The sequence below is a fragment of the Aquimarina sp. AU474 genome, from assembly GCF_900312815.1.
Lineage (GTDB): Bacteria > Bacteroidota > Bacteroidia > Flavobacteriales > Flavobacteriaceae > Aquimarina.
This window is the reverse complement of record NZ_OMPE01000005.1, coordinates 178,399-201,754: the sequence shown is the minus strand read 5'-3', so window position 1 is coordinate 201,754 and position 23,356 is coordinate 178,399. Positions and strand designations below refer to the sequence as shown.

The 23,356-nt window shown below is 31.9% G+C and carries 26 protein-coding genes; 11 read left to right on the top strand and 15 right to left on the bottom strand.

Translation table 11 applies throughout. From position 1 onward, the window contains the following. Window positions 1-8 precede the first annotated feature (8 nt). From DK508_RS03705 to DK508_RS03685, 5 genes are all read left to right on the top strand, one after another. Window positions 9-431 (top strand): hypothetical protein, encoded by a 423-nt coding sequence (locus DK508_RS03705; protein WP_109299397.1) that lies wholly within the window; start codon window positions 9-11, stop codon window positions 429-431. Between the two features lie 82 nt (window positions 432-513). Then, entirely contained in the window at window positions 514-930 is a 417-nt protein-coding gene (locus DK508_RS03700; protein WP_109299396.1) for a hypothetical protein, read from the top strand. Window positions 931-1,031: 101 nt separating this feature from the next. After that, window positions 1,032-1,475 (top strand): Hsp20/alpha crystallin family protein, encoded by a 444-nt coding sequence (locus DK508_RS03695; protein WP_109299395.1) that lies wholly within the window; start codon window positions 1,032-1,034, stop codon window positions 1,473-1,475. Window positions 1,476-1,618: 143 nt separating this feature from the next. Then, window positions 1,619-2,125: a hypothetical protein gene (locus DK508_RS03690; RefSeq protein WP_160114552.1), complete on the top strand. Its 507-nt coding sequence runs from the start codon at window positions 1,619-1,621 to the stop codon at window positions 2,123-2,125. Further along, window positions 2,122-2,799 (top strand): hypothetical protein, encoded by a 678-nt coding sequence (locus tag DK508_RS03685; protein WP_109299393.1) that lies wholly within the window; start codon window positions 2,122-2,124, stop codon window positions 2,797-2,799. The genes DK508_RS03690 and DK508_RS03685 overlap by 4 nt, the downstream gene beginning before the upstream one ends. A 22-nt stretch (window positions 2,800-2,821) precedes the next feature. On the opposite strand, the gene cls is transcribed toward DK508_RS03685, so the two are convergent. Together cls and DK508_RS03675 are read right to left on the bottom strand one after the other, a co-directional pair. Next, window positions 2,822-4,243, bottom strand: a complete 1,422-nt coding sequence (cls, locus tag DK508_RS03680; RefSeq protein ID WP_109299392.1) for a cardiolipin synthase — start codon at window positions 4,241-4,243, stop codon at window positions 2,822-2,824. 15 nt (window positions 4,244-4,258) lie between these two features. After that, on the bottom strand, window positions 4,259-5,098 hold the full coding sequence (locus tag DK508_RS03675; protein ID WP_109299391.1) for a universal stress protein: 840 nt from the start codon (window positions 5,096-5,098) through the stop codon (window positions 4,259-4,261). Window positions 5,099-5,427: 329 nt separating this feature from the next. Here DK508_RS03675 and DK508_RS03670 point away from each other — a divergent pair, with 329 nt between their 5' ends. Beyond that, a complete protein-coding gene (locus DK508_RS03670) occupies window positions 5,428-6,423 on the top strand; it encodes a succinylglutamate desuccinylase/aspartoacylase family protein (protein WP_160114551.1) in 996 nt (331 codons plus the stop codon). A 19-nt stretch (window positions 6,424-6,442) separates the two neighbouring features. On the opposite strand, the gene DK508_RS03665 is transcribed toward DK508_RS03670, so the two are convergent. The 7 genes from DK508_RS03665 to DK508_RS03635 form a co-directional block, all read right to left on the bottom strand. After that, window positions 6,443-7,789, bottom strand: a complete 1,347-nt coding sequence (locus DK508_RS03665) for a DUF3526 domain-containing protein (protein WP_109299592.1) — start codon at window positions 7,787-7,789, stop codon at window positions 6,443-6,445. Then, entirely contained in the window at window positions 7,786-9,237 is a 1,452-nt protein-coding gene (locus DK508_RS03660; RefSeq protein WP_200831836.1) for a DUF3526 domain-containing protein, read from the bottom strand. The genes DK508_RS03665 and DK508_RS03660 overlap by 4 nt, the downstream gene beginning before the upstream one ends. A 16-nt stretch (window positions 9,238-9,253) precedes the next feature. Continuing rightward, window positions 9,254-11,752: a TonB-dependent receptor gene (locus DK508_RS03655; protein WP_109299388.1), complete on the bottom strand. Its 2,499-nt coding sequence runs from the start codon at window positions 11,750-11,752 to the stop codon at window positions 9,254-9,256. Between the two features lie 21 nt (window positions 11,753-11,773). Further along, window positions 11,774-12,469 (bottom strand): ABC transporter ATP-binding protein, encoded by a 696-nt coding sequence (locus tag DK508_RS03650; RefSeq protein ID WP_109299387.1) that lies wholly within the window; start codon window positions 12,467-12,469, stop codon window positions 11,774-11,776. Between the two features lie 241 nt (window positions 12,470-12,710). Beyond that, entirely contained in the window at window positions 12,711-13,016 is a 306-nt protein-coding gene (locus DK508_RS03645) for a hypothetical protein (protein ID WP_235016274.1), read from the bottom strand. A gap of 144 nt (window positions 13,017-13,160) precedes the next feature. After that, window positions 13,161-13,823 carry a GTP cyclohydrolase I FolE gene (gene folE / locus DK508_RS03640; RefSeq protein ID WP_109299386.1) on the bottom strand — a complete coding sequence of 221 codons (663 nt, stop codon included), beginning with the start codon at window positions 13,821-13,823 and terminating at the stop codon, window positions 13,161-13,163. A 7-nt stretch (window positions 13,824-13,830) separates the two neighbouring features. After that, complete coding sequence (locus DK508_RS03635) at window positions 13,831-14,235, bottom strand: MerC domain-containing protein (protein ID WP_235016273.1); 405 nt, start codon at window positions 14,233-14,235, stop codon at window positions 13,831-13,833. 99 nt (window positions 14,236-14,334) lie between these two features. On the opposite strand from DK508_RS03635, the gene DK508_RS03630 reads away from it, so the two are divergent. From DK508_RS03630 to DK508_RS03610, 5 genes are all read left to right on the top strand, one after another. Then, window positions 14,335-14,967: an ABC transporter ATP-binding protein gene (locus DK508_RS03630; RefSeq protein WP_109299385.1), complete on the top strand. Its 633-nt coding sequence runs from the start codon at window positions 14,335-14,337 to the stop codon at window positions 14,965-14,967. A 42-nt stretch (window positions 14,968-15,009) separates the two neighbouring features. Further along, window positions 15,010-16,170 (top strand): FtsX-like permease family protein, encoded by a 1,161-nt coding sequence (locus DK508_RS03625; RefSeq protein WP_160114550.1) that lies wholly within the window; start codon window positions 15,010-15,012, stop codon window positions 16,168-16,170. Then, entirely contained in the window at window positions 16,163-16,606 is a 444-nt protein-coding gene (locus DK508_RS03620) for a hypothetical protein (RefSeq protein ID WP_109299383.1), read from the top strand. The genes DK508_RS03625 and DK508_RS03620 overlap by 8 nt, the downstream gene beginning before the upstream one ends. A gap of 184 nt (window positions 16,607-16,790) precedes the next feature. After that, window positions 16,791-17,459, top strand: coding sequence for a 5'-nucleotidase C-terminal domain-containing protein (locus DK508_RS03615; RefSeq protein WP_235016270.1), 669 nt, complete (start codon window positions 16,791-16,793; stop codon window positions 17,457-17,459). A 12-nt stretch (window positions 17,460-17,471) separates the two neighbouring features. After that, window positions 17,472-18,386, top strand: a complete 915-nt coding sequence (locus DK508_RS03610; protein WP_109299381.1) for a bifunctional UDP-sugar hydrolase/5'-nucleotidase — start codon at window positions 17,472-17,474, stop codon at window positions 18,384-18,386. 283 nt (window positions 18,387-18,669) lie between these two features. Here the strand turns inward: DK508_RS03610 and DK508_RS03605 are convergent, their stop codons facing one another. The 6 genes from DK508_RS03605 to DK508_RS03580 form a co-directional block, all read right to left on the bottom strand. Then, on the bottom strand, window positions 18,670-19,887 hold the full coding sequence (locus DK508_RS03605) for a GTP-binding protein (RefSeq protein ID WP_109299589.1): 1,218 nt from the start codon (window positions 19,885-19,887) through the stop codon (window positions 18,670-18,672). A gap of 26 nt (window positions 19,888-19,913) precedes the next feature. Continuing rightward, window positions 19,914-20,741 carry a hypothetical protein gene (locus DK508_RS03600; protein ID WP_109299380.1) on the bottom strand — a complete coding sequence of 276 codons (828 nt, stop codon included), beginning with the start codon at window positions 20,739-20,741 and terminating at the stop codon, window positions 19,914-19,916. Window positions 20,742-20,773: 32 nt separating this feature from the next. Beyond that, window positions 20,774-21,730: a DUF5829 family protein gene (locus DK508_RS03595; protein WP_109299379.1), complete on the bottom strand. Its 957-nt coding sequence runs from the start codon at window positions 21,728-21,730 to the stop codon at window positions 20,774-20,776. An 89-nt stretch (window positions 21,731-21,819) separates the two neighbouring features. Next, window positions 21,820-22,404, bottom strand: coding sequence for a HupE/UreJ family protein (locus DK508_RS03590; RefSeq protein ID WP_109299378.1), 585 nt, complete (start codon window positions 22,402-22,404; stop codon window positions 21,820-21,822). A gap of 13 nt (window positions 22,405-22,417) precedes the next feature. Then, the gene (locus tag DK508_RS03585) at window positions 22,418-22,936 is read right to left on the bottom strand and encodes a DUF6702 family protein (protein WP_109299377.1); all 519 of its coding nucleotides are present in this window, start codon (window positions 22,934-22,936) and stop codon (window positions 22,418-22,420) included. A 16-nt stretch (window positions 22,937-22,952) separates the two neighbouring features. Then, window positions 22,953-23,258, bottom strand: a complete 306-nt coding sequence (locus tag DK508_RS03580) for a cation transporter (RefSeq protein WP_109299376.1) — start codon at window positions 23,256-23,258, stop codon at window positions 22,953-22,955. Window positions 23,259-23,356 lie beyond the last annotated feature (98 nt).

Genomic DNA, 23,356 nt, shown 5'->3' with positions numbered 1-23,356 from the left:
AAAAGAATATGAAAAATATAGGAATTTGGATGGATCGAGAAAAAGCTCACATCATTGATATACAAGAAAATAAAGAAATTTTTTTAACCATAAACTCGAAAGTTGAAAATTATCGTATTCATGGAGGGTCGGGAACTAAATTAAAAGGGGGACCACAAGATGTAGTTCAAGACAGTAAATATTTAGAACGCGAAAAACATCAGTTTAAAGCTTATTTTAAAGAAATAATTCCTCACGTTCAAAATGCAGATAGGATAGTTATTTATGGCCCAGCAGAGGCTGGAGAAAAATTCAATAAAGAATTGAAAGAAAATTATAAAACGATTAGCGAAAAAGTAAAAGAAGTGCTCAAGGTGGGACATATGACAAAAAATCAGACAATAGCTTTGATTCGAGATTACTATAAAAAATATAAATCGCAAGCCGTCTAGATATTATATCTGCATTTAGCTGGTTTTTTACTGGTGAATTCGGATATGACTGTTATCCCTACTTATTCTAAAATCTAATAAAATGGTTATATCATCAAATAGTAAAGAAAAGGATTTAAAAGAAATGCATTTTGATGCATTAGAGTGGAAATCAACCCTCCAATTTATAGAAGAGGAGATGTTGTTTATTAATCAACTACTACATTCCTATGTGTTTGAACCAACTACTCCAAATCTTTTTGAGCGATTGCAAGAATTTAAGTTAGAAATTAAAAATATAGAAAAACAAAAAGAAAAGCTTCATGAAGAAATACAAAAACATGAAAATCAATTGAGTGGTGTTTTTGAATGTGATACAATTTCTTGTGATCATTATTATTACAAAGAGCATGAAATATTAAAGAAACATTTTAGTAATTTCTATAAACGCTTTCGTATGCTAAAATCTGAAGTGTTTGGGTATACTGGGGGAATTCTAAAGAACAATAAGATGAAGTAGTAAAATTTAAGGAAACTGATGAAAGTCATTTTTCTTTTTCCATGAAGAAAGTACATTTAAAGTGTTTAAAAGAAAATTTTAATAATTAAAACCTAAACATTATGTCATTAATTAAATTTAATAGAAACAGATTTCCTTGGTTCAATGATACCATTGCAAATTATCTCGATACGGATAACTTTTTTGTAGATGATTTTTTTCTAAAAGAAAGAGGATTACCAGCGATGAATGTAAAAGAACACAAGGATGATTTTGAAATAGAACTTGCTGTTCCTGGATTTTCAAAAGAAGACATAGAAGTAACTATAGAAGAGGACGTATTGCATATTTGTGCCGAAAAGGATACGGAAGAATCAAAAGAAGAGAGTGGATATACGCGCAAAGAATTTAGCTATAATTCGTTTGATAGAAAGATACAATTACCAGGAAGTGTAGATCAGAATGAAGAGGTTAAAGCTGCATACAAAAATGGGATCTTGACTCTTAATGTCCTGAAAAAAGAAGAGGTAAAGGAACAACCCAAAAAAGTAATAGAAATTGATTAATCTCGATTCAAGAAGGCAAAATAGCTTTGGGGAGTATATTTTACCTTCTTTATTTTCTTTAAAACTAGTAAAGTATTAGGGCAGTGTATAGGAATACGGATAACTTAATCAATGAACGTAATTAAAAATAATAATAAGATATTTTGATTAAAGTAATAAAAAAAATAACGTTCATAATTGTACTTCTTTTTGTTGGGTTTTGGATTTGGTACGAGTATACGTATTCCATGGATACTGTAATTCCTTTCGAATTAAATAACCCCAGATTGAATACGAAAGTTTTGATAGCTTCTCAAGGTAGTAAGTTTAAAGATTCTTTGGTTAAAGAAATTCTAAGGACTTATGAAAAGGACACAATTTATTTTAAGGTAGTAGATGTATATACATTATTTACCATAAATCTTGATAAATGGGATGCAATGATATTCATTAATTCTTGGGAGTACGGAAGCCCACCAAGAAACATAAAAAATTTCATTAAAAATTATCCGGATCAATTGGAGAAAATTATTGTTCTATCCACTGTTGGGAGTAGTCATATTACTTTAAAAGATATCGATGTGATTTCTGGAGAATCGATTATCGAAAAAGTACCAGATTACACAAAAATAGTAGTAAATCAACTTAATCAAATAATAAATAAAAAATGAATAAGCCTTATTTATATATCCTTGTGTTAATCGTTTTATGTACAAGTTGTACATCTAGCGAGTTGGTTGAAAATTGGAAAAATCCGGATATTGAAACATTCGAAGCAAATAAAGTTTTGGTAATAGGTATGACTGCAGATACAGAAGGAAGAAAGGTATTTGAAAGAAAACTTGTTTCGGTCTTAAAAAAGAATGGAGTATCAGGAGAAAGGAGTCTTGATTTTTTTGAAAAGTCTTTCACAGATTCTCCAAAAACAGAAGAAGATCTTAAGGCAATAGAAGATAGACTTATCCAAGCTGGTTTTGATGCTATATTACTTTCCAAAGTACTCGCTGTAGAAGATAGAGTTACTATGGCACAGGCGTACAGAAACTTTGATGACAATTCTAGAACGTTTAGAGATGATTATTATCAATCTCAGGAGATCTATCAGTATGATGAGTATTACGAAGAATATGAAGTATATCACGCAGAAACATCATTATATTGCATTTGCCCGGATAAAGAAAGAGAGTTAATTTGGAAAGCTGCTATTGATGTTACAGAACCTGATAATATAAGAAAAGCCGTTGGGGATTACATAAAAATACTTGTTTGGGCGCTCAAAGAACAAAAACTTCTAATTACTAAAATTGCTAAAGACGAATTCTATTATGAAGGTATTGATTTATAATACCCAACAATCTTGAAGTTTTTTATAAGACAGGGCTAAAGATTTTTGCGATTCCTTCTTTTAATTTTTCCTTCAAAGGTCTATTGATAAATTTTTGGTAGTTGAGTTGATATCCTTTTTTAAGGTCAGATATAAAATCGTTTTTAAGCGCTATAGAAAAGTCATCATCATAAATGGCCACATTTACTTCATAGTTTTGTTCAAAACTCCTAATATCAAGATTAGTTGTACCAATCGAACAAATTGTGTCATCTACTACTATGGTTTTACTGTGTACAAAACCATCTAAAAATAAATAAATTTTTACGCCAGCTTGGAGTAAACTCTCAAAATATGACCTTACGCACCAACGTACAATAAAATTGTCTGATTTGTCCGAGAGTAATAATCGCACATCAACACCACTTAAAGCGGCCACTTTTAGAGCTTCTAATATAGCTTCGCCAGGAATGATATAAGGATTTGTAATATATACATAGTCTTTGGCTTCATTTATAAGTGAAAAATACAGTTGTTGAGTTGCCGAAAAATCTTCATCGGGACCACTATGAACAATTTGAGCAGCAATATCTCCCATTTCAATAACTGGAGAAAAATATTCTGAAGCGAGGAGGGGAGTGGTACTATTTATAAGATTCCAATCCATAATGAAGATAGCTTGTAAACTATGAATAATAGGGCCTTCGAGTTGCAAATGCATGTCGTTCCATATTCCTAAATAGGAATCTCCTGTTACATACTTATCAGAAACATTAATCCCACCTGTAAATGCAATTTTATTGTCTATAACAATGATTTTGCGATGATTTCTGTAGTTTAATGAAGACAAAAATTTCCCAAATCTAATGGGTAAAAAACTACAAACTTCTACTCCTATATTTTTTAATTTTTGGATATATTGATTGCTAAGATGCCTGCTACCAATACCATCATATAAAATACGAATCTCAACACCTTCTTTTACTTTTATCTCAAAGAGTTGAAAAAGATTATCTGCTAATCTGCCTTCTTCAAAGATGTAATATTCTAGATGAATAAATTTTTCAGCCTTTTTAAGACTCTCAAATATTGCTGTAAAAGTAGCATTGCCATTTTTAAGAATTTTAAGACGATTTCCTGAAGATGAAATAAAACCAGAGTTTTGAACAATAAGCTTAATTACCTTAATGTGTTCTTTGTAATCTTTCTGTTTAATGGGAGAAGCTAATAGTTTTTCATTATTCAGAGATGAAATGATTTCATCAGTTTGCTGTAGTTTGAATAATTTGTTTTTTCTACGATTCCTACCCAATAATAGATATAGTAATATGCCTCCAACTGGGATTGTAAAAATGACGAGTAGCCACCCTAAGGTTTTGGTAGGTCGCATACCATATAATAACAATCTTCCTACAATGATTATTCCTATGATGATGTAAATACTAAGAATAATTGCTGAGGTCATGTTTTTTTATTACGTTTAAGACTTATGCATAATGAGTAGAGGTATTCTGGTTCCATAATTTATTTTTGAAGTCTTCGAGCCGTAAAAAAAACGTTCAAGAAATGTCTCCCTTTTAACAAACATTGTATTAATATCGATATTCATAATCTGTACAAAACTCTCTATCGCAAGCGTAGTAGGGACATTTGTAATAGTATGAAACGTATGATTTATTTCTTTAAAAAAAACGTTCATATTTTTTTTATCATCAAATTCTGAAATAGTAATAGTCTCATCTTCCTTGATTTTTAAAATTTTCAATGAAGCTTTGTGCTTAATTAATAGATCTGTTAAAGGTGTTATGCCCGACGTAGTAAAGTTATCATTATAATCGATTGTATACAGAATTTTTTTTGGAGTTTTATATGCATAATTTTCGGGAATGATAAAAACAGGACAATCAATTTTACGAATTACATGCAAAGTGTTGCTGCCAAAAATAACTTCTTTAGACCCTGTAGCACCATTAGTTCCCATAACAATAAGATCAATGTTTTGGGATTTTACGATTTGTTTAATAGCATCGGTAAAAACATCATAATCTACATGTGTATCGAAACTGTAGTTTTCTTGATCAAATTTTTTCTGTAATTCTTGATTTAAAACGGTAAGTTTTTCTTTTACTTCATGAATTACCGATTGATGAACGGAAGTATTGGCAGGAGCTGCCATTAGATCGTCAGAGGTGTAATTTGATACTTTTTGTACATGAAGAATATGAAACGTACACAATTCCTTTTTGAAGAATTCCATTGCATAATTAATAGCGTTTCTTGAATTTGGAGAAAAGTCAGTTGGTAATAGAATATTTTTCATGGAATTGATTTTAATATTCCAAAAGTAACCATGAAATTATCTGTAAACTATGATATTTGTCAGTACTATTGCCCTAGAAATATGTGGATTACATAGAGGGTTTTGTATTACGGCACTGTGCAGCATACATTTATTTTGTTTGTTTTAAAAAACAAATATTTCTCGGTAATGCTTTTTTAATTGATGAATTATGATTGAATATTTAGAATACTAAATGTAATGTCAAAAATCCAAATACAGACTACCATATGTAGTAAAGTATAGTTACCTTTATTCATATGATAAAACCCATATTTTTTTTATGTACAATTATATTTACTTGTAATTTTGTGCTAGCTCAACAGCCTTTTGTTTTCTTAAATACATCTATTAAACCAGGAACCAAAAATCATTTTGAGATACCTGTTATCAGTGAAAAGGATAGTACTTTTATTCCTGTAACCGTATTTCATGGTTCAAAATCAGGACCAGTATTAGGAATAACTGCAGGAATCCATGGCTACGAGTATCCACCAATATTGGCTGCTCAACAATTGAATCAAAAAATTGACCCTAAACAATTATCTGGTACTATTATTCTAGTACAAATAGCCAATGTGCCTGCATTTTTAGGTAGGAGCCCATTTTTAAATCCTTTAGATGGTAAAAACCTAAATCGATCTTTTCCTGGAAAACCAAACGGATCTATAACGGAGCGACTTGCGCACAGTATTACTTCCAAAATAATAGCAAGATCTGATTTCTTTGTGGATATGCACGCAGGTGATGCTCCAGAAGATTTACGACCTTATAATGCATGGTATCATAGTGATGCATTTCCAGAAGTTTCTCAAAAAGGACGAGATATGGCGTTGGCAATGGGGTATGATTATTCGATCATTTTTAATATCCCCAAAGAAAGATTTAAAAAGCCTAGTTTGTATTGTTCGCAAGAAGCTTTTCATCGTAAGATACCATCAGTAGATATTGAATGTGGGAGAATGGGTATTCCTGATAAAACTGAAACTGATCGAATCGTAAATGGAATGTTATCACTATTGGTTCACTTACAGATGATGGATTCTAAGAAACAATCTACTTCAATAAAACCAATAATCATAGCTAAACGATTTACCATAAAAAGTAAATCAACCGGACTTTTCTATACTGAAAAAAAAGCCGGTGATTTAGTTAAAAAAGGAGAGTTGGTCGGTTACATTACTAATTTTTTTGGTAAAAAATTAGAAGATATTAAAGCAGAACAAAACGGAATGATTCTTTATATGATAGGTACTCCACCTATCAATAAGGGTGAAACTATAATGAATATTGGTCGTATTCCTTAGGTTTTTGAATGATTCCGTGTCATAATCGTCTTATCATTGGTATAGAAATCAAAATCATAAATATTGACGCAATTACGATTGGTATCATGCTTTGTACAGGAGATACATCAGACGTGGTTTCGTGATATTCTGGAGTAAATTGGTTCCAATCGATAATATCCGCATGTTGTTTTTCAAATATTTTTGGATAAAAAAACAATCTTAGTTTTTCATGAAATGCATCAGTTGCATCTAGATAATCCATTTGTTGACTCATACTTGTTCCAGATAATCGATTAAAAACAAGTTGTAAATGCATATTTGGAATTAGGGATGCGATCTGTCTACTGGTCTCTTCACGTAATTTTATCTTTTCATTTAGAGCTTCCTGTTGGTTTTTTGAGTCATCATCTCCCATCTGCTGCATGGCGTAATACCATAACCAGTTGAATCCATCCGTAGGGTATCCATATTTTTTAAATTGAGGATAGTGCTTATAAAACTTCTCTATGGTTGCTAATTTATCGGTATCCCATTTAGTATGATATCCATCTCGTTGTGCTATTGCTGTGCTTAAGGCTTCTGGTACTGGGTGTTTGGAGGATACATATGCATTGATTCCAGCTGGTAAAAGAATAATTAATATCAACCAAACCGACAAAAGTAATAAGGCATTAAAACCAGAAGATTTCTTAAATATAATGATGAAAAAAGTAAGTGTAAACCAAAATAGGGTATAAAGCATAGATAATCCCAACATCCAAAAAAAGTTACTATTGAAAGTTAAGTTGAGAACTAGTTTTGCTATGAAAAAAAGAAACATTAGTATGACATACAATAGGACTAATCGGATTAAAAGCTTGGAAATAATAAACCTTAATTTGGATCTCGCTTGGATAGTTACCAATCGCCAAGTACCGGTTTCTGTTTCTTCAGAAAGTACATTAAAAGATAATACAATGACTAATAAGGGAAATAGATAAATGATTACAAAAGATAGATCCAGATTACCGGATTGCAAATTCATTGGGTTCACTAAATCGGTATCATATTTTTGTGCTTCAAAAGTCTTAATAGTAATTCGTTTTACTGTAGGATTTACATCTGCTTGACCAATGGATAATCCAGCTAATGGATTTAAGGTGTTTATGTAGGCAAATTTTGCATAATACAGTAACAATCCTAGGTCTTCATTATGAAGTGCTACTTGTCGATCAAAATGTTGTGCTTGATATGTATTCACTTCGGCAATTGCATCTTGCTGTCTTTTAAGGTGTTTGTTGCCAATAATAATACTTGTTATACCTAAAAGAGTAATGAGCAATAAACTTATCCAGACCTCTTTGGATCTTATACACTGTTGTAAAAATAACTTAAATGTTGTCATATTGCCTTTGCTTTTTTTGATGTGAATAACAATAACCAGAAGGTAAATAGTATCCATAATACTATAGAAATCAATGCAAGAAAAGCTTCTTTTATTGATTTAGAAAAAGCCATAGGTTGATGGTTAAAATCTTTAAATTCTTCCCAATGTTCATGATTTACTACATGGGTTTTTCCTTCAGAACCACTCTTTTTTTTGGGGCTTATATATTCCATTTGTAATTCATTCATAGTTTGGGCTAGTTGATAGCGATAATTATCGGCTTGGTTCTGAAAATCTATATAGGAGGAAAAATCTGTTCCAGACATTGTCATTGATAACTGTTTGATAGCTATAAAAGGGTTGATAAATGATGAAAACTGAGTGATATCATTTTGGCTTTTATAGATATTGATCAACTTCTTATGATGTTTTCTATATAAGGAAGATGTAATTTTTTCTCCTTCTCGCATTACAAAACCCGAATAATTAAAGGGTAAATCTGTTACCTTATTAACATTATGAACACTTAATACAGAATCTTTTAGATTGTTGTAGTGAGGGTCATTTGGGTTATGGCTATCTCCTTTCTTAATTACTTCTTTCTCAATAGCGGATTGAAAAGCTAATTTACTAGGCGTAGGAAACCAATAATTTCCCATGGCTTGGGCAGATTTTGGTAATAATACGACCAATAGTAACCAGATACCCAATAGTCGAAGTAAGGCATTTTTTGAAGTACCGGTACTTGCAGAAACTATAATGGTTATGGAAGATATGATAAATAAAAAAGATAAATATCCACAGCTTATTAATAGCAACCGTAACCAAAGAAAATCATTAGCTGCTTGTTGCCCAAATATCAAAAGAGCAATGATTACTGCTAAAAAAATTGGAATAAAAAATAGCATAGAAATTGTAAAAAGCCCTATGGATTTTCCGAATAGAATCTCTTTCCAGGTAGCACCTTGTGACAATAACATTTTAAGCGTTCCATTTTGTCGATCTTTTGCAACACTAGAAAATCCTAAAAAAAATAGGATTAATGGAAGTACTAATTGTAATAATAACGATAAGCTTAATTCTCCGAATCGTAACATACCTGTTGAAAAAGTAGCTTCAGAAAAGTTTACACTGTTTTGTCGATGGGCTTCTAAAAAAACGGTATTTCCTGTAAAGCTTTCTAATCCATAATCAAAGATTCCTAAGGCAGCATTTATTCTAAAAGCAAAAGTTCCAAAATGAGCCATTCGATGCGGATGTTTATCAGGGTTTGCTTCCCAACTTTGTCTGGCTTTGGTTTGATGTTCTTCTCGGATATCATTTTGAGTGATATGATTTTGAATACCACTAACAGCCGCAAAAGCTGTTAGTAGTATAAAAATTAGATATAAGAAATAAAAAGTTTTTAGTGTAGTCGCATTGTGCCAAAAGTTCATTGCGAATAACCGAACGTTAGTCCATTTCATTTGTTACTACTTAGTGTTAAAATATATACGTTGCATTTAACAAAATATTTCTTGGTGCACCCGGTCCTAACCTAGAAGGACTTAGACCACCTAACCAATACGTGTCATTAAATAAGTTGTTTATTTTTAGTGTTAACTGCATATTTGTATTATTTGGCTTGTAATATACAGCCCCATCAAATACCGTGTATTCGGGCAATAATACTCTAGCAGTATTATATGAGGGATTGTACCAAGTATATCTCTCGTCTATATATTGAGCACCAAAACCAATTCCAATACCTTTTAAGGTTTTATTCATAAAATCATAACGTCCCCAAAAGTTTGCGTTATGCTCTGGAGCTCCACCAATTCGTTCTCCAACAAAATCTTCTATAAAATCTTCTACAATTTCAGCATCATTATAACCGTAAGACGCTATAAGTTGAAAATTAGGTAAAATATACCCAGAAATATCCATTTCAAAACCTCTACTGCGTTGTTCACCTCTTGTTGTTAAGTTATCTGGATCAAATATGTCTCCAAGGATAATATTTTTTTGAGTGACTTCGAAAAAAGCAATGTTTGCAAATATTTTACCATTTAAAAATTCTCCTTTAGCACCGACTTCTATTAAGCTACTTTCTAATGGGTCAAATCTACTTGGCGAAGCAGCCCAAAAGAAACCTTCAGCAGTTGGAGATAATGAAACCGTATTTGTATGTGGCTGAAAACCTTCTAGATAAGTAGCGTACGCACTAATATCCTTAGTAACTTCATAAGTTAAACCTAGTCTAGGTACAATAGCATTGGTTTTAAACTCTTCTTCATTTCTACCATCATAATCAAAAATATCTGTGAACCACTCATATCTTAAGTTTAGTAAAGCTGAGAATTTCCCAATCTTAAATTGATTTTGAATATAGATACCATCTGAGGTTGTTAGGTTTGCGGGAATTTCAAATTGTGAAAGCACATAATTGTTAGTATTTCTAATTCCGTTAAAAGGATTGGTTAAATCTAAATGTGGTACAGCAGGAACTAATAGTCCATCTGCTGTTTGCTGAAAATCATTTGGATCACTTGTTCCAGGTCTAAATCTTGCAGTAGAACCATCATTTAACAAATAATTTCTTGAACTATTTGCTCCACCTATATTTCTTTTCCAACGTGTTGCATCATATCCAACTAGTATTTTATTAGTAATGTTATTTGTCTTGATATCATAATTAAAATAGCCGCTAAAATTATCAGTATTCCAATTTTGTTGTCTTTCTGCATATCTCATTGCTATAAGATTAGGAACGACATTTCCATCGATATCATAAGCTTGACGAAATGCGTCTGCTCTATGTTCTTGTAAATCTTCATCCCAGGTTTGTTTCATATACTGAGCGTTGAATCCAAAGTTTTCAGTAAACTTTTTACTAAAACTTGTCATAAATATAATTTCTTTGGTCTTGTAAAAGTCATTAATTGCTCCTGGATTCAAAGTAAGTGCTGTACTGTTTGGATTATAATTATCATCAACAGCATCAAAAATTGGTTGCCCTCTATCCAAATTACCATCAGCATTATTATAAATCATTTCTACATTAAGTGATGTATTATCGTTAGGGATATAACTTAAAGATGGAGAAATTAAAATAGCATTGTTGTTTACAATATCTCTAAAAGAACCGGCTTCTTGAATTGCTGCATTGAAACGATATAACAAAGTCTCAGAATCGTTTAATGGTCCTGTAAAATCTGCGGTAGCTCTTAATGTTCCAAAACTACCTGCAGAGACTGAAACTTCATTACGCTTTTCAGTTAATGGCTTTTTAGTTACCATATTTACAGTTCCACCAGGATCAGCGCTAGAAAATGTTACTGATGAAGGGCCTTTAATAACTTCTACACGCTCAAGGTGAGAGGTAATAGGTTGTAAAAAGTAGTACTGGCGTGTACGCATACCGTTAAGTATTTGTCCATCATCAGCTTGAGTAATACCACGTATGTTATAATGGTTGTACAAACCTGTAATCGCAACATTACTTACTGTTTTTACAGCATCTGGCAACTGAAACGCTTGTCGATCTGCAATAAGCTCTTTGGTTACTGTAGCTACTGCTTGCGGTAATTCTTTATTTTTAATAGCTACTTTAGTGGCAGAGAATGAATAATCACTATTATAATCTTTTCTTACACGACCGACAATTTCGACAGTTTGTAATTGTTCGGTACCTTCTTCTAATTGAATAGTTCCTACATCAAATGTTGAATTATCGCTAATTTCAATACTTTTCTTATACGATTGAAATCCTAAATATCGTACTTCTAGGTTGTAATTTCCAGAAGGAGCATCTATTTCAAATTGTCCAGATTTATCAGTTAATTTTCCAAAATCATTTTCGGTATTCTTTAATAAAATTGTAGCTCCAATTATTGGAGTGTTTTCGGTATCGACGATGGTTCCTGTTACTTTTACTTGTGCGAATGTGGCACAACCAAATAGTATAAATAAAAGTGTGGGTAATAATTTAAAAAGTTTCATTGTGTGTTAATTGATTTGTTTTTAGATAGTTTTTAAGTATAAATCTTGTAATTGAGTTGCATTGATAGTATCGGTGTTTGAAGTATGAACTAGTTGTCCTTCTTTCATAATGCCAATTTTGGTTCCTACGCTTACTGCATTAAAAATGTCATGAGTAGCCATGAAAATAGCTTTACCATCGTTGCTTAATTCTTTGCAGATTTTGGTAAATTCAAGTGTGGCTTTGGGGTCCAAACCTGAGATGGGTTCATCCATAAAAATGTAATCTGCATTTTTTGAGAGCGCGATAGCAATACCGACTTTCTGTCTCATTCCTTTCGAGTAAGAGGATAGCTTATTTTGATGTGCGTTTTCTTGTAGTCCAGCTTTTGATAAAAAGTCAGAAAGCTCTTTGTTGGTGTATTTAAAACCCGCTAATCTACTGAAGAAATTTAGGTTTTCAATACCAGATAGGTTCCCATATAATTGTACAATTTCAGGGATATAAGCAATCATTTTAGTGGTTTTACTACTATTTGGCGTAACAGTGATTCCGTTAACCAATGCTTCACCACTCGTAGGTTTTATTAATCCTAAAAAGAGGTTAATTGTTGTCGTTTTACCTGCACCATTTTGACCTAGTAAGCAAAAAATTTCGCCTTTATCGACGGATAAATTTAACTGACTAAGTGCTTGATGCTTACCATATGTTTTGGTAAGATTTATTGCTTTAAGCATAAAAATAAGATTGAAGATTAGTTGTAATTCGATTAAAACCGAAAATTGATTAGATATAAAGGAATACCTTGGTCAACTAAATAATACTCCGTTCCAGATTATAAGTCTTTTATTACCAGTTGATTTGCAATAAGTAATTCAACAAATATGTATGTACAGATACTATATTGGTATATATAAAAGTGCCACGCGAATATAAATTCAGATTATGGAAGGTTTCTTGAAATAGAAGATGTATTCCTTATAAAAGAGGCGGAGGTTTATTATAAATTGAAGTTGGAGAAACAATCTTTTCTTGTGGAGCATTATATTGAACTAATACAACAAATGAACTCGGTATATTTTGTAGTTCATATTCCAAATTAAAGATGTCCTCTTCAATGAAATCAAGTTGATGAGAATGCACCAAAATATCGCAAAGTTCACAAGAAATGGATATATCATCATCGGATAAGTGACTTAAAGCGTGCAGGTTTACAACCCTGGGAACAAGGAATGCAGCCGTAACTAATAAAGTAATGATATGTGCGAGTACTCGTTGGTACATTGTAGAAAGATCAGAAATATTAAAATAAGATTTTTTGTTTTAACAAAACTTTAGGTAGTAATACAGGTTCATCTAAAAAAAACCTTAAAACTTTATTTTCAGATTTATATGAGAAGTATGACGTTTTGTTATCCAATAAAAAAACTAGTTACCATTGTTTTTAATAATGCCAAGAAACTCATTTCTTAGAGAGGGTTCTGTAAATTTACCTCCATACTCAATTGTAGTAGTAAAACTACTTTTATCCTTAATTCCTCGCGCAGAAACACATAAGTGTTTAGCATGTACTACAATAATTACATCTTCTGTTTCTAAAGTTTGTTGTAGGTCTTTTAGAATTTGAAGACAAAGTCTTTCTTGCACTTGAGGGCGATGTGAATAATAGTCTACCAATCTATTAATTTTTGACAATCCTATTACCTTGTCTTTAGGAATATATGCCACATGAGCGGTTCCGACTATAGGTAAGAAATGATGCTCGCATGATGAATCAATCGTTATGTCTTGCTCAACTAGTATCTTTTGATACTTATACTTATTTTCAAAAGTTGAAAGTTTAGGGCGGTTTTTTGGGTTCAAACCATAAAAAAGTTCTTTTACATACATTTTGGCAACTCTGTAGGGAGTTCCCGAAAGACTATCATCTGTTAAATCAAGCCCTAATTCTTTCATTATCTCCGAAAAATGATATTGGATGTTCTTGATTTTATCAGAATCTGATTTCTCGAAAGCATCATGTCGTAAAGGAGTTTCTGTGGTATTAGAAATATGTGCGTCTCCTATCAATTCTATTTCCTTACTTTTCATAATACTATTAATTAGGTTTACAACATTTTTGTTCACATTGGCAGAATATTAGATTGTAGAAATGTAACGCTACCAATGACAAAGAGGTTATATAAATTGCTTCTTCCGGCAAAGGGACTATGCCAAGCTTTTCATTTACAACAATAATAAACAAGAGTAGCCAACTTATCCAAAATGCATATTTCATTTCTGGTTTAGAACTGGTTTTGGTCGATCTACGGATCGCCATAAAAGAAAGCCCTAGAAAAATAAAGTCTAATGATCTCCACCAAAAAGGATGTAAATCTTTAAGAATTATTGATCCTGTATGAGCTATAAAAAAGAATGGGGTAACCAAGCAATGTATTACGCACAAGCTGCTTGCTATAATTCCTAAAGTGTCTGAGTTACGACGTATGTGTGATATATTCAAAAGAAAAAGTATTTGTCTAGTCAGGCAAAGATAGTATTATTTTATAAATGCAACTTTGTTGCTTTAGTAATATTTATATATTTTTGACAAAATCATGTTATGATACGAACCGATTCGCTTCAGTTTACATATCGAGATACAGAAAATCACAATTTTCGTTTTCCAGATATTAATTTGCCCTCAAAGGAAGATATATTGATTTTGGGTCCCTCAGGTGTAGGTAAAACGACATTGTTGCATCTTTTGGCAGGACTTTTACCTCCAAAAGAAGGAAGTATTTCTATTTCTAATACGTATTTGAATAAACTTACGAGAAAGCAATTGGATGATTTCAGGGGGCGACATATAGGACTGATTTTTCAACGAACTTGTTTTATTAAATCTCTAACATTACTAGAGAATTTAACCATACGTGAACGACTTTCTGGAAAGAAAAATGATCGGTATCGAAAAGAGGAATTAATTATACATTTAGGACTCTCAGATCTTCAAGATAAAAGAGTTTATCAATTAAGTGAAGGGCAACAACAACGCCTGTCTATTGCCTTAGGAGTAATACATAAGCCTAAGGTTATATTGGCAGATGAACCTACATCAAATTTGGACGATACTAATTGTGAAAAGGTTATTTCTCTGCTGAAAAAAGAAGCTCAAATCTGTAAAAGTAATTTAGTGATTATAACCCATGATCAAAGGGTTAAATCTCATTTTGATAATCATATAATTTTATAAAAGTTGTTATATCTAGCCTACAAAAATCTGATTTCTAAACCATTGAATGCTTTTTTAAGTGTTTCGTTATTGCTGCTAAGTATTTCGTTAGCAATTTTTGTATTGCAAGTAAGAGATCAGCTTAACGAACATTTAGAAAATAATTGTAAGCCATTTGATATGGTTGTCGGTGCAAAAGGAAGTCCGTTGCAACTTGTGCTATCTTCTCTTTTACATATTGATAATCCTACCGGAAACATATCACTAGAGGAAGCCCTGAAAATTGGTAAAAACCCTATGGTTAAAGAAATGATACCCGTTTCTTATGGTGATAATTATAAAGGAAATAGAATTTTAGGCACATCAAATGAATATTTAACTAAATATAATGCGGTCCTGCAAGAGGGGGAGTTGCATAAAAAATCATTTGAAGTAGTCTTGGGAAATGCTGTAGCAAAAAAAACTAATCTACTAATAGGAGATACTTTTGCTAGTGCTCATGGCCTAGCCGAAAATGAATTAGAAACCCATGATGAGCAACCTTTTACTGTTACCGGAATATTAAAACCAACAGGCACTATTATTGATCACCTTATTATTACTAATCTAGAAAGTATTTGGGAGGTGCATGAGCATAAAGATACGCACGATCATCATGAAGAAGAAGAGGAAGAAGAACTACGAGAAATTACTTCTATGTTAATCAAATTTAGAAACCCCCTAGGCGCTTTGCAGATGTCTAGATTTATTAATGAAAAAACTACAATGCAAGCAGCACTCCCCAAATTTGAAATCGAGCGGTTAATGAGATTTTTAGGAATTGGTTTTCGTACCATTAATGGTATTGCCATGGCAATACTTTTGGTAGGAGGACTAAGTATATTCATAAACTTGATAAAAACGGTTAAAGAAAGGAAACAAGAATTAGCTTTATTACGAACCTATGGGGCTAATACTTTTCAATTAATAAAATTGGTATTTCTTGAGGCACTTTTTTTATCGTTGTTGGGTGCTGTATTAGGGTGGTTTTTAGGAAGAATAAGTATCTGGTTTTTCTCTAGTATCACAAATAATATATATGGATATTTTTTTGCATTTAACTTCCCTAATAATAAGGAGTTAATTATACTTGTGTTAGTAATTCTAATAACTTTGCTAGCTGCAATTTTAGCCTCATTGTCGTTATTTAAATTAAACGTTTCTAAAACAATTTCTGATGCATAAAATAGCTTTCTTAGTTCTATTTTTTGTATTGACTAAATTCAATCTGTTTTCTCAGGAAAAACTGACATGGAATGATTTAGCCGATGTAAAATTTTATAATGTTTATAGTGCAAAATATGACGATATTTTTCTAAAGCCAAGATTCGGCTCAGCTATTAAGTCATATCAAGGCGCTCAAATTCGTATTAAAGGTTACTTTTTAGATTTTTCCATAGAAGAAGATGAATTCTATCTGATTTCTAAAAACCCAAGAGCTTCTTGTTTTTTTTGTGGAGGAGCGGGCCCAGAAAGTGTTGTTGAAGTTGTTTTTAAACAAAAACCAAGGTTTAAAACAGATCAAGTTGTAGAGATTACAGGTGTTCTTGAACTGAATATAGACGATGTGGATCACTGCAATTATATACTAAAAAATGCTATTGGTAAATTAGTTGAGTAAAATGAATTAAAACTGGTCATTAACTTTTAAAATGAGGCCGTACTAAATTTTGTAACAAATGGATAATCCAACCTATTATAATTACCTAATAAAAAACATACTTTACAAAGGTTTCTTTTTACTTATGTTGATAATGCATTTTTCATCATGCAAAAAAAAGAAGCATTCCATAAAGGCAGAAGGTGTGAGAATCGAAATAAATGAAACCATACCCGATAACGCAGATATAGACGCTTTTATTAAACCATACAGAGTACACGTAAATAACACTCTTGATAGTGTTCTGGCTTATGCGCCACATACGTACAACAAAAAAGATGGAATTTTGAATACTGCTATAGGTAACTTAATGGCCGATATCGTATTAGAACAAGCTAATCCATTTTTTAAATCAAAGACTAAAAATGAGATTGATATGGTACTATTAAACCATGGAGGAATACGAGCGCCTATTTTAAAAGGTAATATCACAACGCGAACTGCCTATCAGGTTATGCCATTTGAAAATAGCATTGTGGTTGTTGAAATGAAGGGTATTCACATTAAGGAATTGATCAAATATTTACAGAAATCTCGAATAGCCCACCCCATTTCGGGATTAAAATTGATTGTCGATACCAATTTTGATGCAGTAGAAGCTTTAATCAATGAGAGAAAGATTCGTGATGAGGAGACTTATTTTGTAGGTACGAACGATTATTTATATAACGGAGGTAGTGAGATGTATTTTTTTGAGCAAGCTGAAAAAGCCCATAAACTAAATTATAAAATTCGAAATGCAATGATTGACTATTTTAAAAAAGTAGATACAATTACACCGATCATAGATGATAGATTTTTACAAGTGAACTAATTAAATAAAGAAATGAAAAGAAGAGAATTTGTAAAACAAACAGCGGTAACGGCAGGTTTATTAACGATAGGAGGAGCTGGTTTATCATCTTTTTCTGAGAACAAAACGAAGAAGATAACAATTTTACATACAAACGATGTACATAGCCATATAGATCCTTTTGGTCCTGAGGACGGTAGAAATTCTAATAAGGGAGGTGTAGCAAGAAGAGCAACAATTATCGAAAATATAAGAAAAGAGAATCCAAACACATTGCTGTTGGATGCTGGCGATATTTTTCAAGGAACTCCATATTTTAATTTTTATGGAGGTGAACTAGAATTCAAGCTGATGAGTATGCTTAAGTATGATGTCGTAACCATCGGTAATCATGATTTTGATAATGGTATTGGAGGGTTGCATGCTCAAATGCCATACGCCGAATTTAAATTTGTTTCCGCAAATTATGATTTTACTAATACAGTTATGGATACTCTAGTAAAACCCTATGAAATAATAATCAAAGACAATATTAAAATTGGAATATTTGGTCTAGGAATCGCGCTAGAAGGACTTGTAATGAAAGATTTATATAAAGAAACCAAATATCTCGATCCTATAGAGATTGCTCAAGATATGAGCGCGATATTAAAAAATACAGAAAAATGTGATTTGGTAATATGTTTATCACACTTAGGATATGATTATAAAAATGAACCCGATAAAGTTTGTGATTTGAGTCTTGCGAAAGCCACTGAAAATATTGATCTTATCATTGGAGGACATACACATACCTTTCTTAAAGAACCGACAATAGTAAAAAACAGAAAAGATAGAGCTGTACTTGTAAATCAGGTTGGATGTTACGGCTTATATTTAGGAAGAATAGATTTCTATTTTGATGGTCAAAAAAATAAAACTTCAGAGGGTAGGGCGATTATTATTTAAAATTCTGAGAAGATTATTCGTATTGTTAAACTGATATCTTTAGAAGAAAAAGATACAGATGCTATAAACAATTACTGAGTTTTACCAAAAATTAAGAGGCAAATTCAAAAGGTAAAGTGGCTTTTAAAACAGTATCTTCATGTCGTTGAAATACAGTCTAATTTTTCTAATTACGTCGAACAATTAAAAATTTTATTTTGAAAAACCTCAACATAGTTAGAGTACTAAATTAGGTCTCGATATGTTGTTTATAGCGTCTGTGTTCTTATATTTTACATATGTATTACATTGATGATTCTTGATAACTAGGAATGGGCCAATGATCATTTTTAGAAAATTGTCCTTTTTTCCAAACAACAAGTTCTGATTCTGTAAGTAAGCAGGCATCTAGTTGCTGGGTTACCAAATTCACGTTGATGTTTTGACCAATAAATACCAATTCAATTTTACGATCTCCAAAATTAACGTCCCATTCTGCTTCGATCATCTTTTGATTATCTATAAATGAGGCATAACTGATTCTTTCATTAAAAGGCATTGAAGCCCACCAAACTCCGGCAGAGTCAGTTTTTATCGAACCTCCAGCGGAGCCCCAAATAAGGGCTTGGTTAGGTCGAGATGCAAGCCAGAATAATCCTTTACTACGAATAATATTTGAGGGAAAGTGCTGTGTTGCAAAATCTAAAAATCGTTGTGGATGCAGGGGGTTGCGGTTTCTATATACAAAAGAACCAATTCCATATTCTTCGGTTTCGGGGATGTGTTCATTTTCAAGTTCTTGAATCCACCCCGCTGATGCTTCAGCTTCCTCAAAATCAAACAAACCTGTGTCAATCACTTCGCGCAAAGAGACTTGGGAATTTTTGGTAGCGATTATTTGAGCACTTGGATTTAATTTATGAATAATATCATATAAATTTCTCAATTCGGATTCTGTTACCAAATCAACCTTGTTCAACAAAATCACGTTTGCAAACTCCACTTGATCTGTTAATAAGTTTACAATCGTACGATTATCTCCCTCAATATTAGTTAGGTTCCTATCTGTTAGATATTGTGGACTTGAAAAATCCTTTAAAAAATGATAAGCATCTACAACAGTAACCATTGTATCTATGTAACTAAACTGACTTAAATCCAGTTGTCCATCCTCACTGGCAAAACTAAACGTTTGAGCTACAGGAATAGGTTCAGAGATACCAGTACTTTCGATAATCAAGTAATCAAATCGTTGTTCTTTGGCTAGTTTTTCTACTTCAATCATAAGATCTTCTCGCAAGGTACAACAGATACAACCATTAGACATTTCTACTAGTTTTTCTTCGGTACGAGAGAGAGTGTTTTCATTTTCAACAAGTTGTGCATCAATATTAATTTCACTCATATCATTGACGATGACAGCAACTTTTAGCCCTTCTTTGTTATGTAAAATATGATTTAAGAGTGTTGTTTTTCCTGCACCAAGAAAACCACTCAATACAGTCACAGGTAGTTTTTTCATTGATTTTGAATTTTTTGTTTTAAACATTAGTGTGTTAGTGTGATTTTACGCGTAACTTTATTAAAAGGACCAGGGATTAATACTCCGGTTTCATCCAACAATTCCAATTGAATAGTAACTTCACCCATTGGAAGTCCTTTGATTACTTTTGGAGTCCATTCAGTAATTATAAATTCTTGATCATTAATAGTAGCACGAACTTTATGACCGTCTTTTGAAAGTGTAGTGTTCAATACAAAGAAATCTAACAAAATTTGTTCTGCATCTGTTCCCTTGTATTCTCCTTTTGGTCTACTGTAAATGAGGGTTGGTGCTTTCATATCGAGTTCAAAAGTATCCTCTGGATTATCTCCTACAAAAAGCTTACGAACAACAACCGAGTTGTCATTTTTTACCGATTCATGAAAAGAACGACTCAAAAAAGCAACCAAATGGTGTACACCTTCCGGAATTTCTTTTTTAAAACTTGGTTCATAATGAGCAGAATAGGGCTGGTTGTTTAAAATGAAATGTATGTGTTGTCCTTTACCTGAATTTGCTAAATCTTGTGCATTTGATCCCTTAGTTTGAGCACCAAGTTCATAATTTTCAACCTTGAAAGAATATGCCATCTCCCCAGGTTCGGTTACTTTTATATCCTCTGGAGTGTCCAATATAAGAGATGCATCAGCATAAGTTGGAGAACCTTCTAAATTCTCTAACGTAATATTTGGTTTGGTTGTTTCTACTTGGATTTCGACATCTTTATTTTTGATATCTTCTTCATTAGGATTTTTTTCCTGTTTCTTGCAGGAAGTAAAAGTAAAAAATAGTAGTACTACGGTAATAACTAGATAATGGGTGTTTTTATTCATTTTATTTTAGTTTTAAGTGTTATTAAATTTTGTTAAAGGTTGTTTTCGTGTAGTTCATCAAAGGTCCAAACAGACTCCATATCTTGATTGCTGATAGTAAGATTACCTAATTGAGTGCTACTATTGTCTCGGTTATTTAATCGACATATTATTTTGGTAATTCTACTGTATTCTATCGTTTTCGATTGTTTTATATGTACAGTAACATCATCTCCTTTGATAGTAAGTGTTGTATTGTTTTTTTTCAAAAGTTTACATCTCAAATATCCTAACTCTTGAGCAATACGTATGTAATCCTGGGGTATACAGGTTAAATAAATTTCATTAATTCCATTAAAAAGTTTTTTCTTTTTATAACTAGGTTCAAGAAACGCCTCTCGAGAATACGAAGCATGATGCTTTTTATAAAGAGTGTCTAAAAAAACGGGATTGTAAAAGGCATACCAGGTATGTAAGGCTGTTCCGGGGCTTGGCGTATAGAAAGCTTTAAACCAGATATGTTTACGATTCCCCAATGCCATTTTTACAGTTTCTGTAGCATATAGTAGTGAATCTTTTGCCAGTTTCATTTTAGGTTCTACGTCCAAATGAAAATGTTCATTGTTATTCTGGAGAGAAAAACCAATACCACTTTTTCCTATCGGTTCATTGTATTTGTTTTTTGGGCCTAAAATTTCAATGTAATGTTGGTGTCCTCGTAAATAGCATGTGGATGAGTAATTGTTTACCGGGGCAAAATCGGGGAGCCCGAGATCCAAAGAGGCATATGTGCTTATCCATTGATTATTCTTTGTTAAAGTACTATAGGTAATGCTATCAACAACTACATATAAGTGATTTAATAAGACTTTAGATACATCTTTGTTAAAAACTGCATCAATTTTTTTTCGATCAATTATGGATGATGGTTCATATTTTTTTTGTTTTTGGTATTGGCAAGAAATTAAAAATATCAAAAGAAAAGTATAAAAAGCAATTCGATTATACATGCTTGAAACTGGTTTAAAAAGTTATCTTACTTGTAATTTGTTTCTTCTTGCAAGAAAAAACTATGAGAATAATTTCTTTGTTTTTTGCATTAACTACCATTAATAGCGTTTAATAGAATAGTACCTGCAATCCCGAAACCTGCGCCTGAAACAAATAAATTCCATTTAAAATGCTCTCCTCTAATGAATTTTGTATAAAGCCATAGGGAAATCATAAAAAGCACTACGATAAACAATTGCCCGACCTCTATACCTACATTAAATGCAAGTAAAGGCATAAGAATACTATCACTAAATAGCATAAATTTGAAATTACTAGCAAAGGCTAATCCATGAATCAATCCAAATGCAAGAGCGATTCCGTATTTTATTTTAGTATCCGAAAATTTACCATGTTTATTATAATTAATGATGTTTGCTAAGGCCGTTATCATTATCGTAAATGGAATTAGCATGTCTATTAGTTTGGAGTTAGCAGGAATTATATCTAATGCACTTAATATAAGAGTCCCGCTATGTCCTATAGTAAATGCCGTAACAATGACCAATATCTGTTTCCATTGCTCTAGTTTAAAAGCTGCGCATAAGGTCATTACAAATAATAAATGATCATATGCATGTATATCTACTATATGAGTCCATCCGTTAACAAAAAAAGAACTTAAATTATCCATTGATATGTGTGTATTATAAATTTAGAGGTATTGGTTCGTCTAGTGTGGTGACTTCAAAGTAATTTTCGGTTATAAAGGGAGGAACTCTGACAGTAATTTTATTTGATTGTAGAAACCCAAATTCTTCAAAAAATAGGGTGTTTTCAATGCAAATCTGATCTCCCTGTTTAATAACAGGAACATTTTTCGAAAATTTGAAAGAAACGACATTATGTTTTTCCATAACGTCTGATGATGTATATTTAAGAGGATATAACTTATCATTTATGGATATTTTATAATATCTTTCAAAATAGTTTTCAACCCCTTTCTTATCTTCTGGTGATAGGTTTTTTAGATTAATGTTTTTGGTAAATGTATCATTTATACTAAACACAAAATCATCAATGAAGACCCTACATTCCATTGTTAAATTACTTGTTTTAAGATTGTATTCGATTAATGATGATGTTAATTTAATTGGATGTGGATTTACAAAAGATGTAGAAAAAAATAGTACACCTAATAGTAGCGATATCTTATATAATTTCATTGTTAAATGTTTTGGGTTATTTACAAGGGATTTGCTTTGCTAATTTTTCTATAGTTGCTTTCAGTATTTCTGGTGTTGTTTTTTCTGGAGTGTAAACGACGGACAAGTTTTTCGAATTCAAATCTAAAATAGATTGTCTAATCCCATTTTCATTTTGTAGTCCTGCTTCTATTATTTTTTGACACTTTTTACATGCTGCCTTAGGAATATTAATCACTAATGAAGCATCTCCGTTTTCTCGGACTAAAACTCTTTCTTCTTGCTCTATGTGATTACATGAGACGATTGCTAATATGATTGCGAGTAGGATTACTTTTTTCATTTTATGTCATTTAATTATTTTTCCGATAATTGTGTTGAAAAACGATTCTTTTGAAAAAACGGAATTCTTGCAAAAGAAAAAGTGTAAAGAGAGATTAG

What these genes read in the sequence shown, in the direction of transcription:
- DK508_RS03665 (WP_109299592.1), bottom strand. Translation starts at nt 7,789, where the DNA reads ATGACAACATTTAAGTTATTTTTACAACAGTGTATAAGATCCAAAGAG.
- DK508_RS03705 (WP_109299397.1), top strand. Translation starts at nt 9, where the DNA reads ATGAAAAATATAGGAATTTGGATGGATCGAGAAAAAGCTCACATCATT.
- DK508_RS03600 (WP_109299380.1), bottom strand. Translation starts at nt 20,741, where the DNA reads ATGAATAAAAACACCCATTATCTAGTTATTACCGTAGTACTACTATTT.
- DK508_RS03685 (WP_109299393.1), top strand. Translation starts at nt 2,122, where the DNA reads ATGAATAAGCCTTATTTATATATCCTTGTGTTAATCGTTTTATGTACA.
- DK508_RS03595 (WP_109299379.1), bottom strand. Translation starts at nt 21,730, where the DNA reads ATGTATAATCGAATTGCTTTTTATACTTTTCTTTTGATATTTTTAATT.
- DK508_RS03650 (WP_109299387.1), bottom strand. Translation starts at nt 12,469, where the DNA reads ATGCTTAAAGCAATAAATCTTACCAAAACATATGGTAAGCATCAAGCA.
- DK508_RS03700 (WP_109299396.1), top strand. Translation starts at nt 514, where the DNA reads ATGGTTATATCATCAAATAGTAAAGAAAAGGATTTAAAAGAAATGCAT.
- DK508_RS03610 (WP_109299381.1), top strand. Translation starts at nt 17,472, where the DNA reads ATGAAAAGAAGAGAATTTGTAAAACAAACAGCGGTAACGGCAGGTTTA.
- DK508_RS03630 (WP_109299385.1), top strand. Translation starts at nt 14,335, where the DNA reads ATGATACGAACCGATTCGCTTCAGTTTACATATCGAGATACAGAAAAT.
- DK508_RS03580 (WP_109299376.1), bottom strand. Translation starts at nt 23,258, where the DNA reads ATGAAAAAAGTAATCCTACTCGCAATCATATTAGCAATCGTCTCATGT.
- DK508_RS03605 (WP_109299589.1), bottom strand. Translation starts at nt 19,887, where the DNA reads ATGAAAAAACTACCTGTGACTGTATTGAGTGGTTTTCTTGGTGCAGGA.
- DK508_RS03620 (WP_109299383.1), top strand. Translation starts at nt 16,163, where the DNA reads ATGCATAAAATAGCTTTCTTAGTTCTATTTTTTGTATTGACTAAATTC.
- DK508_RS03585 (WP_109299377.1), bottom strand. Translation starts at nt 22,936, where the DNA reads ATGAAATTATATAAGATATCGCTACTATTAGGTGTACTATTTTTTTCT.
- DK508_RS03655 (WP_109299388.1), bottom strand. Translation starts at nt 11,752, where the DNA reads ATGAAACTTTTTAAATTATTACCCACACTTTTATTTATACTATTTGGT.
- DK508_RS03590 (WP_109299378.1), bottom strand. Translation starts at nt 22,404, where the DNA reads ATGGATAATTTAAGTTCTTTTTTTGTTAACGGATGGACTCATATAGTA.
- DK508_RS03695 (WP_109299395.1), top strand. Translation starts at nt 1,032, where the DNA reads ATGTCATTAATTAAATTTAATAGAAACAGATTTCCTTGGTTCAATGAT.
- DK508_RS03675 (WP_109299391.1), bottom strand. Translation starts at nt 5,098, where the DNA reads ATGAAAAATATTCTATTACCAACTGACTTTTCTCCAAATTCAAGAAAC.
- folE (WP_109299386.1), bottom strand. Translation starts at nt 13,823, where the DNA reads ATGAAAAGTAAGGAAATAGAATTGATAGGAGACGCACATATTTCTAAT.
- DK508_RS03645 (WP_235016274.1), bottom strand. Translation starts at nt 13,016, where the DNA reads ATGTACCAACGAGTACTCGCACATATCATTACTTTATTAGTTACGGCT.
- cls (WP_109299392.1), bottom strand. Translation starts at nt 4,243, where the DNA reads ATGACCTCAGCAATTATTCTTAGTATTTACATCATCATAGGAATAATC.
- DK508_RS03660 (WP_200831836.1), bottom strand. Translation starts at nt 9,237, where the DNA reads ATGAAATGGACTAACGTTCGGTTATTCGCAATGAACTTTTGGCACAAT.